Source organism: Allobosea sp. P4_C6 (assembly GCF_056402015.1).
In genome coordinates this window covers 132,534-145,464 of sequence record NZ_JBFUIF010000011.1, presented here as the reverse complement: position 1 = coordinate 145,464, position 12,931 = coordinate 132,534, and the positions used below count along the sequence as shown (strand labels likewise).

The window sequence follows — 12,931 nt, the reverse complement described above, 5'->3', positions numbered from 1 at the left end:
GAGCCTGGGCTCCCGATGCCAATACGATTGCGGTTGCGGCAAACACAGCCTTCAAGACAAATTTCATTATGGTCCCCTTCGTCGACGCACGACGAATTCAGAGACACTACGGCGGCCCCAAAGGCAATTCCGTCGGCTATCAGTTTTCGGCCTCTCCATAACTCCGCCGAATTGAAGACTGCGCCGCAGAAGTCCTCGCTTACTTCGATCCCGCTACGGCAGGCCGGTCAGCGACATGGGATGGCCTTGAATCCCCCGCGCATATAAGCGCGCCGAATAGCGGCCGGAGATAAATCATAGCGCGCGGGCGCCCCGTTCCGAAACCTGCCCGCTAAGATCGCTGCGGCGTCGATCGAAAGGCGCCCGCCTGTCGAGCGTGGCTGCCCTTGGGGCGCCCGCGATCTCGTCAGCGACAAAACGGGGAACCACAATGACCGCCAAAATCGCAGCCGGACGATATCTCCCGACAGCCGCATTCGCCCTGACGCTCAGCCTGACGGCAATGACGCCGGCCGCCGCCCAGCAGGGCAGCGTCCCGCTGCCCGCCTCGCTCAAATCCGCCGGGCATATCGCGGTCGGCATCGAGACCACCTACCCGCCCATGGCCTACAAGGATCCGAAGACGAACGAGCGCGTCGGCTTCAACGTCGAGCTCGTCAACGCGATCGCCAAGGAACTCGGCATCCCCGTCAAATGGGAGGAAATGAGCTTCGAGCAGCTCATGACCTCGCTGACGACCGGCCGCATCGACATGATCGGCACCGCGATCAGCGACCTGCCGTCTCGCCGCGACAAGCTGACCTTCGTCGACTACCTCGCCACCGGCGCGCAGCCCTTCGCGCTGGCGACCAAGGCCGGCGAGCTGAAGAGCAATGCCGATCTGTGCGGCAAGACGGTCGGCGCGCCCCGCACCACGAGCTACATGCCGGTCACTGCCGCCTGGAGCGAGAAGAACTGCGCCGGGGCCGGCAAGCCGGCGATCACCGTCAACGGCACGGCCGGCGCCACGGCGACCCGACTCGAACTCAAGCAGGGCCGGCTCGACGCCGCCGTGCTCGGCCCGGAATACGTCGCCTATCTCATGGCGGATGAGCCTAACACCTATGCCTTCGTCGGCGAACCGCTGAACAAGACGCTCTTCGGCCTCGCCTTCGACAAGAAGAACACCGAGCTGCGCGATGCCGTCGCCAAGGCAACCTCGACGGTCATGAAGAACGGCAGCTACCAGCAGGCCCTGAAGAAGTTCGGCCTCGAGCGGCAGAGCCTTCCGGAACCGACCGTCGACGCCGGGCAGTAATGCCCGGCCGATGAAAGCCGTCAGGCTGCCTCGCTTGCGCAGGCCGGAGGTGCTCGCTTGCGAGGATGCTCCGGCCTCGCGCACCGGGGCGACCGACAACGACGTCTGCGTATAAGGCACGCGAATACCGCAGCGGGATAAATCATAAGCGCGCGCGGCGGAGCCGCGTCCTATGCCGGTTCCCCTTCGGTAAGATCGAAAGCGCGGCAAGCCTGCGCCTATCCCTCATGCTCCCCCGACGACCTGAAGCCATCGAGGCAAGATGATCGCAGAATCCGACAACCTCATCATTGTCCCCCGCCGGCACTTCGGGCGGATCGTCGGCGCGGCGATCGTCTGCCTGGCGCTGGCCGCGATCGTGCGCGCCTTCGCGGTCGGGCAGATCGAGTGGAGCTACGTCGCCGAGTTCCTGACGGTCGAAGCCATCATGAAAGGTCTCGTCAATACGATCGTGATGGCGATCCTGGCGATGTTCCTCGGCGTCACGCTCGGCGTCGTCTTCGCGATCATGCGGCTGTCCGCCAATCCCGTGCTGTCGAAGACCGCGGTCGGCTATATCTGGTTCTTCCGGGCCGTGCCGGCGCTTCTGCAGCTGCTGCTCTGGTTCAATCTCGCTTTGATCTTCCCGACCATCGGCATACCCGGCCTGTTCTCGTTCAAGACCGTCGACGTGATGACGCCCTTCGTCGCGGCGCTGCTCGGCCTCGGCATCCAGCAAGGCGCCTTCACCGCGGAAGTGGTGCGCGCCGGCCTGCTCTCCGTCGACAACGGCCAATACGAAGCGGCGCAGACGCTGGGCATGACGCGCCTGAAGCTGCTGCGGCGGATCATCATGCCGCAGGCCATGCGCGTGATCGTGCCGCCCATCGGCAACGAGTTCATCGGCATGGTGAAGCTCACCTCGCTGGCGAGCGTGATCCAGTTCGCCGAGATCCTGCACAGCGCGCAGAACATCTACTACGCCAATTCGCGCGTGATCGAACTGCTGATCGTCGCCGCGATCTGGTACGTGATCGTCGTCACCGTCCTCAGCCTGATCCAGGGTCGGATCGAGGCTTATTATGCCCGCGGCGTCGCCGCCCCGGCGCGACGCTGAGGAGTGGCGCGATGACCGACATCCTCGCTCAAGCCGCCCTCCCCAATGTCAGGACTATCGACCCCGATCATCTCGCCGCCGGCGCCCCGCTCGTCCTCGCCCAGAAGGTCGAGAAGCAGTTCGGGCAGCTCAAGGTCCTGAAAGGCATCGACCTCGCCATTCCGAAGGGCGAGGTGCTGTGCATCATCGGCCCGTCAGGCTCGGGCAAGAGCACCTTCCTGCGCTGCATCAACCAGCTCGAACGCATCGATGGCGGCGCGCTCTGGGTCTCGGGCGAGCGTGTCGGCTACCACCGCGAGGGCAACAAGCTCTACGAGCTCGACGACGCCGCGATCGCCCGCCAGCGCCGCTCGATCGGCATGGTGTTCCAGCGCTTCAATCTGTTCCCGCATCTCACCGCCCTGCAGAACATCGTCGAGGGGCCGGTGCAGGTGCTCGGAGAGCCCGCCAGGGACGCGACGGAGCGTGCGCTTGCGTTGCTCGAGCGGGTCGGGCTCTCGGACAAGCGCGACGCCTACCCCTCCCAGCTTTCCGGCGGTCAGCAGCAGCGCGTCGCCATTGCCCGATCACTCGCCATGCGCCCCGAGCTCCTGCTCTTCGACGAGCCGACCTCGGCGCTTGACCCCGAGCTGGTCTCGGAAGTGCTGAAGGTGATGCGCGACCTCGCGGAAAGCGGGATGACCATGATCTGCGTGACGCACGAACTCGGCTTCGCACGCGATGTCGGCCATCGCGTCGCCTTCATGGACCAGGGTCAGATCGTCGAACTCGGTGATCCACGCGCAGTGCTGGTCGATCCGAAGGAGCCGCGTACCCGCACCTTCATCAATGCCGTCAGACACTGAAGCCAAAAGGGGAAAACCATGTCGAAATCCATCCTGCTCGGCTTTTCGGCCATAGCGCTCTGCGCTGCCGCCGGCCTCGCCCAGGCCCAGAGCCTGCCGGCCCGCATCCTGGAAAAGAAGGCGCTCGTCGTCGCCAACGTGCCGAATTATCCGCCGCTGGAATTCAAGGACCCCAAGACCTCGAAGCTGACCGGCCTCGACATCGATCTCGGCGAAGCGCTCGGCAAGAAGCTCGGCATCGCCGTCAAATGGGAGGAGATCAGCTTCGAGCAGATGGTTTCGGCGCTGACCACCGGCCGCGTCGACATGATCCTGTCGGGCATGAGCGATCTGCCGGGGCGGCGCGAGACCCTGGATTTCGTCGATTATCTGGCGTCGGGCGCGCAATTCTACACCAATGCCGACCGCAAGGACGAGTTCAAGGATCTCGCTGCCCTCTGCGGCAAGAAGGTCGGCGCCAGCCGCCGCACCTCCTTCCCCAAGGAGATGGAAGGCTGGAGCAAGGAAAACTGCGAAGCGAAAGGCAAGCCCGCGCTCCAGATCGTGGGCACGGAAGGCTCGGCCGACGCACGCACCCAGCTCCGGCAAACGCGCCTCGATGCCGCCGTGCAGGGCAGCGAGACCCTGCCCTATCTGATGAATCAGGAGCCCGGCACTTACGCCATCCTGGGGACGCCGTTCACCACAGTCTACCAGGGCCTGGCCTTCGCCAAGAAGGATACCGAACTGCGCGACGCAGTCGCCAAGGCCTTCACCGAAATGCTCGCCGACGGCAGCTATGCCGCCGTGTTGAAGAAGTGGGAGCTGGGCGACGCCAAGGTCGACAAGCTCATGATCAACAGCGAAGCCAAGAACTGACCGCCTCCGTTGCGCCCGGCACCACAGGCCGGGCATTTTCCAGCGAAAGACGAACACCCATGCTCACCGACTTCCCCCACCGCATCGCCAACCCCGCCGACCCGGCCCCGGACTACCCCTGGCCGGCCGGATACCGATGCGCGGTGTTCCCTGCCTTCGACGTCGATGCCGAGACGGCCTGGCTGCAATACGACGCCAAGAACACCGACCGCCTGGTCACGCTCTCCTTCGGCGGCTACGAGGAGCGGGTCGGCATTCCGAAGATTCTCGACCATCTCCGCTCGGTCGAGATCAAGGCGACCTTCTTCATCCCCGGCTGGGTGGTCGAGGTGCATCCCGGGATGTGCGAGGCCATCGTCAAGGACGGTCACGAGGTCGGCCATCACGGCTATTCGCACAAGCGGCCGGACCCCGACGACTTCGCCGCCGACAAGGAGGAGATCGACAAGACGCTCGATATCTTCAAGCGCATCCTCGGCGTGACGCCGGTCGGCTACCGCGCGCCCTCGGGCGAGAACTACGACGAGTTGCTCGGCTATCTCCGCGACAAGGGCATCGTCTATTCCTCCTCCTTCCGCGACGACATCCGCCCCTACCGCCACAAGCTTCGCGACGGCTCGAAGGGGCCCGTCGAGCTGCCGGTCAACATGTCGTTCGACGACTGGCTCTACGGCCTGTCGCAGCGCTTCTCGCCGCGCCCGATGTTCCCGAAGGAGCACGTGCTTTCGATCTGGAACGACGAGCTCGACCAGACGCGCGAATGGGGCGGGCTCGTCTCCATGGTGATGCACCCCCAGGTCTCGGGCCGGCCGATGCGGATTGGCATCATGCGCGACTTCCTGGCGCGCGCCCGCGGCTATGGCGATGTCTGGATCGCAACGGGCAAGGAGATCGCCGAGCACTTTCTCGCGCACGAAAAGAAGGCGGGCTGAGCGGCACCCCGCGACCACTTACGGGCAACCGCCGTCATTCTCGGGCTCGACCCGAGCATCTCGAACCGGGAGAGGCGCCCGAACCTCCGCGTCACAAGATGCCCGGGTCAAGCCCGGGCATGACGCCTCCCCGCCTTCCCATCGCAGCGAGACCGCGCCATGACCACCCGCATCCGCAATGCCGACATCGTCATCGCCTATGATCCGGCCGCCGACGACCATGTCTATCGACGCAATCTCGACGTCGTCTTCGACGCAAGCGGCATCCTTCATCTCGGCGAGGGCTTCGCCGGCGAGGTGGAGCGCGAGATCGACGGCAAGGGCTTCATGGTCATGCCGGGCCTGGTCGATATCCACTCCCACCCGTCGAGCGAGCCCGGCAACAAGGGCATGACCGACGAGGTCGGCACGCCGAAGCTCTACAACTCCTCGCTCTATGAATTCCTCTGGCTGTTCCGCGCCGATGCAGAGGGCATTCCGCATCTCAACCATGTCGCCTGGTCGGAATTGCTGATGTCCGGCGTCACCACGCTGGTCGACCTCTCCTTCCCGAGCGATGGCTGGCTCGACCGCGCCGCGGCAAGCGGCCTGCGCATGGTGATGGCGCCGATGTACCGCAATGGCCGCTGGTTCACCCGCAACGGCTACACCGTCGAATACGAGCTCGACGATGCCGCCGGCCGCAAGGCGATGGAGGAGGCCTTCAAGGTCATCGACGCCGCCCTCGCCCATGAGTCCGGGCGACTCTCCGGCCTCGCCTGCCCGGCCCAGATCGACACCTGCACGGAAGAGCTGTTCCGCGCCTCGATCGCCGCCGCCGCCGAGCGCAAGATTCCGATCCAGACCCATGCGGGGCAGTCGATCAGCGAGTTCCACGAGATGGTCCGCCGCAGCGGGCTCTCGCCTATCCAGTGGCTCGACAGCATCGGATTCCTCGCGCCCAACGCCTCTATCGCCCATGCCATCTTCCTCGACGACCATCCCTGGGTGCGCTGGCCGACCCGAACCGATCTCGCGCGCCTCGCCGAGACCGGCACCTCGGTGGCCCATTGCCCGACCGTCTTCGGCCGGCGCGGCTTCACGCTGCGCGACCTCGGCCGCTATCTGAAGGCCGGGGTCAATATCGGCATCGGCACCGACAGCTTCCCGCACAACATGCTGGAGGAACTGCGCCATGCCGGCGTCTATGCCCGCATCACCGGCGAAAGCCATGCGGTGGTGACGACGGGACAGGTCTTCCGCGCTGCGACGCTGGGCGGGGCGAAGCTGCTCGGGCGGGACGATATCGGCCGGCTGGCGACGGGCGCCCAGGCCGACCTGGTCATGGTCGACCTGACCCACCCGATGATGCGCCCGACCCGCGACCCGCTGAAGAGCCTCGTCAACGCCGCGGCCGACCGCGCCGTCGCCCATGTCTTCGTGCAGGGCAAGCAGATCGTCGCCGACGGCAAGGTCGTGACCATGGACTACCCGGCGGCCTCCGAAGGGCTCGAAGCCGCGCAGCGGCGCGCGCTGGCCAAGGCCTCTTCGCTCGACTGGGCCGGGCGCTCCGTCGACGAGCTTGCTCCGCCGAGCCTGCGCTGGGCCTGAAGCTGGCATATGATTTGCTGACCGAATAGAGTGGGGTCACTCTATTCGGAGCGGGCATATGAACCTTCGCCAGATCGAGCTTCTGCGCGCCGTCGTCCGCTGCGAGACGACGGTTCGGGCGGCGCATGAACTCGGCCTGTCGCAGCCGGCGGTCAGCAACGCGATCAAGCATCTCGAAAGCCAGGTCGGCTTCCCGCTGTTCGAGCGCGTCAACAACCGGCTGTTCCCGACGGCCGAAGCACGCATGCTCTACAAGGATTCGGACCCGATCTTCAGCCTGCATGCCGCCTTCGAGGCAAAGCTGCAGGACATCAAGGAGAATCGCGCCGGCCATATCCGCATCATCGCCACGCCGCCGCTGGGCTATGGCGTCATCCCGTCGGCGCTGCGCAACTACCTCGCCAAGCGCCCGAAGGTCCGGGTTTCCTTCGATGTCCGGCGCTTCGAGAACGTCGTCGAGAGCGTCGAGAACGGCACGGCGGAGCTCGGCTTCGTCATGGGCCTGGACGATGATCGGGGGCTCGATTCCGAGACGTTCTTCGCCGGGAACATGGTGTGCGTCATGCGCCCCGACCATCCGCTGGCCGCGAAGCCGGCCATCACCCCGGAGGATCTGCGCGAGGTGCCCTACATCGCCCTCGAACAGGGCACCCGCATGGGCACGATCGTCCGCAAGGCATTTGCCCAGGCCGACGTGCCGTTCAAGTTTTCCGTCGAGGTCCGCTATTGCAACACGGCCTGCGTTCTCGCGGAAAGCGGCGTCGGCGTCGCCGTCGTCGACCCCCTCTCCCCGGTCTTCTGTGGGCATTACGAGCTGGCGATCCGCCCCTTCGTTCCGGCCTCCGAAGTGATCGCCTCGGCCGTCCGCTCGCGCAAGCGCCCGATCTCGCGCGCCGCCGAGGCCTTTCTGCGCGAAGTCAGGTTGGTTGCCGCCGAAACGGCCGCCAAACTCGGCCAGGGCTGAGTGCTCCCGCGGTATTCAACACGCGAATGTCACCCCGAAATTCCGCATAGGCGACGCCATTGTACGGCCGCGCAGGCTGGCCCAAGGTTTCAGGGCCGCCTGCCGGCAGCGACATCGCGTCCACCGCGGATCATCGATCCCGGCCAGACGCAGGCTCAACCGACCGGATCGACGACGACCATGACCGCAACCGTCCAGACGCCCCGCGCCGACACGGCGATCGCCGAGGCCGTCGCTGCCCAGCGCGACCGGGTGAAGAACCTCTTCGACCGGCTGGCGGCCGGCAGCCGTGACGAGCCCGGCATCACGCGCGACACCTATGGCGCGGGCGAGGATTTCGGCCACCGCCTTTTGGCAGAGCACGGCAAGAACCGCGGCCTCGTCGTCTCGCATGACTTCGCTGCCAACAGCTATGTCACATTGCCGGGCCGTGATGCCGCCTCCCCGCGCATCCTGATGGGCTCGCATCTCGACAGCGTGCCGCATGGCGGCAATTTCGACGGGGCGGCTGGCGTCATCGCCGGGCTCGTCGTCATCGAGACCCTGCGTGCACTCGGCATCCAGCCGCGCTGCGATGTCACGGCGATGGGTGTGCGGGCCGAGGAGAGCGTCTGGTTCCAGGTCTCCTATATCGGCAGCCGCTCGGCGCTCGGGACCCTGCCGGACGGCGCGCTGGAGGCACGGCGCATCGATGACGGCCGCGTGCTCGCCGCGAGCATCGACGCAAGCGGCGGCGACTCCGCAGCGATCCGCCGGCGCCAGCGCCATCTCGACCCGGCCGCGATCCGGGCCTTCCTCGAAGTCCATATCGAACAGGCGCCGAGCCTGGTCGAATCCGGCCTGCCGGTCGCGATCTGTACCGGTGTGCCCGGCAATTTCCGCTACCCGGATGCGCGCATCGTCGGGCGGCACGACCACGTCGGCACACCGCGCCGTTTCCGCCGCGACGCCGCCATGGCCGGCGCGGAATTCGCTGTGATGCTCGACCGACTCTGGCAGGAAGAGGAAGAGGCGGGCTTCCAGATGGCCGTCACGCTCGGCCGCTTCCACACCGACCCCGCCGTTCATGGCCTGACCACGGTTCCCGGCAGCTTCGCCTTCAGCCTCGACGTGCGCGCCTATGATCCCGCCGTGCTGGAGCGTGTCGAGGCGAGGATGCTGGCGGCTGTCCGCGAGATCGAGGCGCGCCGGCGCGTGACCTTCGAACTCGGCGCGCGCGCCAGCGCCGCCGTCGGGCCGGTCGACCCCGCCATCGTCTCCGGGCTCGAGGCGGCGGCGGCGCGCCAGGGCATCGCGACGATGCCGCTCGGCAGCCCGGCCTCCCATGATTCAGCCGCCTTCGCCGCGGCCGGCGTGCCTATCGCCATGCTGTTCGTGCGCAACGAGCACGGCAGCCACAATCCGCAGGAAGCGATGGAGATCGACGACTTCCTCGCCGCCTGCACGATCCTGGCCGATTGGGTGGCGAGAGAGGTCGCCTGAACGGGCGAGCGGTGCCATGTTGAAACCTGGACCATGCTGCTTTTTATCGGAAACGCGGGTCATCCCGGCCGGAGCGAGGCGAAGAGCCGGGATCCATGCCTGAGCCTCCATCGGAAGGGCTCAGGCATGGATCCCGGGTCAAGCCCGGCATGACCGCGTGGTTTGATGCAAAATCAGCAGGTTTCGAGTCATTCTTTTCAGGACTTCGCCCATGAGCCGCCGCCCCCGCATCCTCGTCATCAACCCCAATTCGAACGAAGCGGTCACGGAAGGGCTGCGGCAGGCGCTTGTGCCGCTCACCTTCACGGAGGGGCCGGAGATCGTCTGCGAGACGCTCAGAGAGGGCCCTGCCGGCATCGAGACGCAGGAGCATGTCGAGAGCGTCACCCTGCCCCTGCGCCGCCGGATCGAAGCTGCCAACGACGTCGATGCCTTCGTCATCGCCTGCTATTCCGATCCCGGTCTTCACGTCGCGCGCGAGGGCACGGCGAGCCCGGTCTTCGGCATCGCGGAATGCGGCGTGCTGACGGCGCTGACGCGGGCGGACCGCTTCGGCGTCATCGCGATCAAGTCGCGCTCCATCCCGCGCCACATCCGCTATCTCAGGCAGATGGGGCAGATCGACCGGCTGGCGGGCGAGCGGCCGCTCGAAATGTCGGTGGCGGAAAGCGCCTCGGGCGAAGGCACGCTGCAGCGCATGATCGCGATCGGGCGCGAGCTTCGGGACGAGGACGGCGCCGGCACCATCGTCATGGGCTGCGCCGGCATGGCGCGCCACCGCGGGCCGCTGGAGGATGCGCTGGGCATCCCCGTCATCGACCCGACCCAGGCCGCGGTCGCGATGGCGATCGGCACGATTATGGTGCGTTGAGAAGGGCCTGCCCCCGAGACCTCATCCTGAGAATCAGCTGCGAAATGCGTCTCGAAGGATTTTTCAGGAGGCTCCGGGACCATCTCGACCATCCTTCGGGACGCCGCTACACGGCTCCTCTGGATGAGAGCTCGACAAGGATCAAACTGGCCGTGGAATGCGAGAGGCAAGCAGCATGACGACAACCTACGATCTGGTCATTCGGGGCGGCACGGTCGGCTCCGCGACCGGCAGTTTCCGCGCCGATGTTGCGGTCAAGGACGGCAAGATCGCCGCGCTGGGCCTCGGCCTCGCGCAGGGCGCCCGCGAGATCGACGCCAGCGACAGGCTCGTCCTGCCGGGCGGCATCGACACCCACGCCCATGTCGAGCAGGTCTCGGCCGGCGGACTGCTCAACGCCGACACCTTCGAAAGCGCAACGGCCTCGGCGGCCTTCGGCGGCAACACCACGCTGATCTCCTTCGCCGCCCAGCATCGCGGCCTCGATCTCAGGCAGGTCGTCGACGACTATGCGGCGCTCGCCCGGCGCGGCGCACTGATCGACTACGCCTTCCACCTCATCGTCGCCAATCCCGACCGCAAGACGATCGAGCAGGATCTGCCGGCGCTGATCGGCGAGGGCCACGCCTCGATCAAGGTTTTCATGACCTACGACCTGATCAAGGTCGACGACGAGCCCCTGCTCGACCTGCTGCTGACGGCCCGGCAGAACCGGGCGCTGATCTGCGTCCACGCCGAGAACCACGGCATGATCTCCTGGATGGGCAGGAAGCTGGTCGAGAAGGGCTATGTCGCGCCGAAATATCACGCGATCAGCCATCCGCGCGGCTCGGAGGCCGAAGCCTTCAACCGGCTGATCACGGCAGCCGAGCTGCTCGACCAGCCGATCATGATCTTCCACGTCTCGACCGCCGAGGGCGCGCAGGCGATCCGCGCAGCACGTGGACGCGGGCTCAAGGTCTTCGCCGAGACCTGCCCCCAATATCTCTTCCTCACCCGGCACGACCTCGACAAGCCCGGGCTGGAAGGCGCGAAGTGGATGTGCTCGCCGCCGCCGCGCGAGGTGGCGGATCAGGAGGCGCTCTGGCAGGCTCTTGCGCTCGGCGACATTCAGACGGTCTCGTCCGACCATGCGCCCTATCGCTTCGACGAGACCGGCAAACTCTCGGCGGGCCCGAACCCGACCTTCAAGCAGATCGCCAATGGCCTGCCTGGGCTGGAGACACGGCTGCCGCTGCTCTTCGATGCGCTGGTCTCGAAAGGCCGGCCTGAGTTCGCCGGGCGGGGGCTGGAGGCCTTCGTCGAGCTGACTGCGACCGCGCCCGCCGCGATCTACAACCTGCCGGGCAAGGGCGCGCTCCTGCCGGGCTACGACGCCGATATAGCGATCTGGGATCCGCAGAAGACGGTCACGATCACCGACGCGGCGATGCATGACCTGACCGGCTTCACGCCCTTCGCCGGCCGCAGCGTCACGGGCTGGCCGGAGCGGGTCCTCGTCCGGGGCGAGGAGATCGTGGCCGATGGCGCGCTGCGGGCCAATCCGGGCTCCGGGCGCTGGCTGAGCCGAAAAGGCGGCCCCGCAGCCGCCCCGGCGGGCAGGCTTGTCGCGGATATCGACCCCGAGCGAAATTTCGGCGCAGCCTTGCTCGACTGAGAAGAAGCCTGCGCGCCGGCCGTCCTGCGGCGCTGTCACCACGCAGGCGATAAAGGTTTATGGCGTGTGCCCCGGTCTGCGCCAGCGATTTCAATGACGCCGCGGATACCGAGCCGAGACCGATTCACACCCGGCGGACGGCTCAAGAGCCTGCTGCGTTTTCGTCGAAACGCGGGTCATCCCGGACGGAGCGAAGCGGAGATCCGGGATCCATGCCTGAACCTCATCCAGGCAGGCTCTGGCATGGATCCCGGGTCAAGCCCGGGATGACTAGCGTGGTTCTATGAAAAGTAGCGCGCTCGAGGTCGGGGTGTTGGCGCAAGCCAGCGCGAAAGCCAGGCAAATTTCCGCAGAACAAACCGGGGGCGGATATTGTAACGGCCTCACTTGAAAAAGTGTAGCGGCCGAGGGGAGAAGAGCTCTAAGCCCTTGAAGTATATGGCGCGGGCGACGGGGCTCGAACCCGCGACCTCCGGCGTGACAGGCCGGCACTCTAACCAACTGAGCTACGCCCGCGCAGGGCGGCTGAGGCATTCGCCGCCAGCGACGTGGTGAGTATTGCCCCCGGCCGGAAGTGTCAAGCGCGTGATGCCGGCAAATTTGCCTCTGGGGAAAAATCCCCTTCGCCGGCACTCAGGGCTCGGGGACACCGCCGTCATTCGCAGGCGATGCGAGGCAGGGATCGAGCAGGACATGGCGGCGGTCCTGGCGGTTATATCCGCCCCGCAGGATCGCCTTGTCGCCCAGTTTGAGGTCGTTGGCGCTGTAGGTCACGCAGAGCACGCGCACGCCCGGCTCCGCGCAGATGGCGACATACCAAAGCGCGCCGTCCGTCCGAACCAGACTGACCTCGCCCGCGATTGCCATGTCTACCCGCGAATCGGCCGGCACCGAGTCGGGCAGCTGCCCGGCGATGTCCTCGCAGCTCGCCGGCTTGCCCGGCTGCTCGGGATGCGAGAAGGCCGGGCGACCGGCGAAGAACGCATCCGGCAGCAGCGATTGCGGGAAGGCAGGCTGCACGCCCAGCATGACGGAAAAGCCGGCGACGGCCGAGAGGCGGCGGCGGACATTCAAGCGGCTCAGGAATGGCGTATTCACACGAGCCAGCCTGCCGATGAAGATGGCGGAATTCTGCCCTTGCCCGTGGATTCGTGAGGGGCGCCGGCCGAGAGCGCTTGCGATGCCGCTCCCGAAGCCTTAAACGCAAGCGCCCGGGGGCGGTTAGCTCAGTTGGTAGAGCATCTCGTTTACACCGAGAGGGTCGGCGGTTCGAGCCCGTCACCGCCCACCATCATTTCTCCCGATATCCCTTCCTTAAGGACGCCGGCCCGCTTTGCGG

11 protein-coding genes and 2 tRNA genes are annotated in these 12,931 nt (G+C 66.4%); 11 read left to right on the top strand and 2 right to left on the bottom strand.

The window, feature by feature from the left end:
- Nucleotides 1-430: 430 nt before the first annotated feature.
- The 10 genes from AC1DVA_RS11020 to hydA all read left to right on the top strand — a co-directional run bounded on the left by AC1DVA_RS11020 (nt 431) and on the right by hydA (nt 11,592).
- On the top strand, nt 431-1,297 hold the full coding sequence (locus AC1DVA_RS11020) for an ABC transporter substrate-binding protein (protein ID WP_476805950.1): 867 nt from the start codon (nt 431-433) through the stop codon (nt 1,295-1,297).
- 262 nt (nt 1,298-1,559) lie between these two features.
- Nucleotides 1,560-2,393, top strand: coding sequence for an amino acid ABC transporter permease (locus tag AC1DVA_RS11015; protein ID WP_476805949.1), 834 nt, complete (start codon nt 1,560-1,562; stop codon nt 2,391-2,393).
- Nucleotides 2,394-2,404: 11 nt separating this feature from the next.
- The gene (locus AC1DVA_RS11010; RefSeq protein WP_476805948.1) at nt 2,405-3,238 is read left to right on the top strand and encodes an amino acid ABC transporter ATP-binding protein; all 834 of its coding nucleotides are present in this window, start codon (nt 2,405-2,407) and stop codon (nt 3,236-3,238) included.
- 18 nt (nt 3,239-3,256) lie between these two features.
- Complete coding sequence (locus tag AC1DVA_RS11005; RefSeq protein WP_476805947.1) at nt 3,257-4,096, top strand: ABC transporter substrate-binding protein; 840 nt, start codon at nt 3,257-3,259, stop codon at nt 4,094-4,096.
- 59 nt (nt 4,097-4,155) lie between these two features.
- Nucleotides 4,156-5,028 (top strand): polysaccharide deacetylase family protein, encoded by an 873-nt coding sequence (locus AC1DVA_RS11000; protein WP_476805946.1) that lies wholly within the window; start codon nt 4,156-4,158, stop codon nt 5,026-5,028.
- 159 nt (nt 5,029-5,187) lie between these two features.
- Nucleotides 5,188-6,618, top strand: coding sequence for an amidohydrolase family protein (locus tag AC1DVA_RS10995; RefSeq protein ID WP_476805945.1), 1,431 nt, complete (start codon nt 5,188-5,190; stop codon nt 6,616-6,618).
- A 58-nt stretch (nt 6,619-6,676) separates the two neighbouring features.
- Nucleotides 6,677-7,582: a LysR family transcriptional regulator gene (locus AC1DVA_RS10990; RefSeq protein WP_476805944.1), complete on the top strand. Its 906-nt coding sequence runs from the start codon at nt 6,677-6,679 to the stop codon at nt 7,580-7,582.
- A gap of 180 nt (nt 7,583-7,762) precedes the next feature.
- Entirely contained in the window at nt 7,763-9,064 is a 1,302-nt protein-coding gene (locus AC1DVA_RS10985) for a hydantoinase/carbamoylase family amidase (protein WP_476805943.1), read from the top strand.
- A gap of 211 nt (nt 9,065-9,275) precedes the next feature.
- A complete protein-coding gene (locus AC1DVA_RS10980; protein ID WP_476805942.1) occupies nt 9,276-9,935 on the top strand; it encodes an aspartate/glutamate racemase family protein in 660 nt (219 codons plus the stop codon).
- A 175-nt stretch (nt 9,936-10,110) separates the two neighbouring features.
- Nucleotides 10,111-11,592: a dihydropyrimidinase gene (hydA, locus tag AC1DVA_RS10975; protein WP_476805941.1), complete on the top strand. Its 1,482-nt coding sequence runs from the start codon at nt 10,111-10,113 to the stop codon at nt 11,590-11,592.
- A gap of 439 nt (nt 11,593-12,031) precedes the next feature.
- Here the strand turns inward: hydA and AC1DVA_RS10970 are convergent.
- Both AC1DVA_RS10970 and AC1DVA_RS10965 read right to left on the bottom strand, forming a co-directional pair.
- Nucleotides 12,032-12,108: transfer RNA gene (locus tag AC1DVA_RS10970), tRNA-Asp, on the bottom strand.
- A 117-nt stretch (nt 12,109-12,225) separates the two neighbouring features.
- Nucleotides 12,226-12,690 (bottom strand): hypothetical protein, encoded by a 465-nt coding sequence (locus AC1DVA_RS10965; RefSeq protein WP_265053084.1) that lies wholly within the window; start codon nt 12,688-12,690, stop codon nt 12,226-12,228.
- A gap of 117 nt (nt 12,691-12,807) precedes the next feature.
- Between AC1DVA_RS10965 and AC1DVA_RS10960 the strand changes: the two genes are divergently transcribed.
- Nucleotides 12,808-12,883: transfer RNA gene (locus AC1DVA_RS10960), tRNA-Val, on the top strand.
- Nucleotides 12,884-12,931 lie beyond the last annotated feature (48 nt).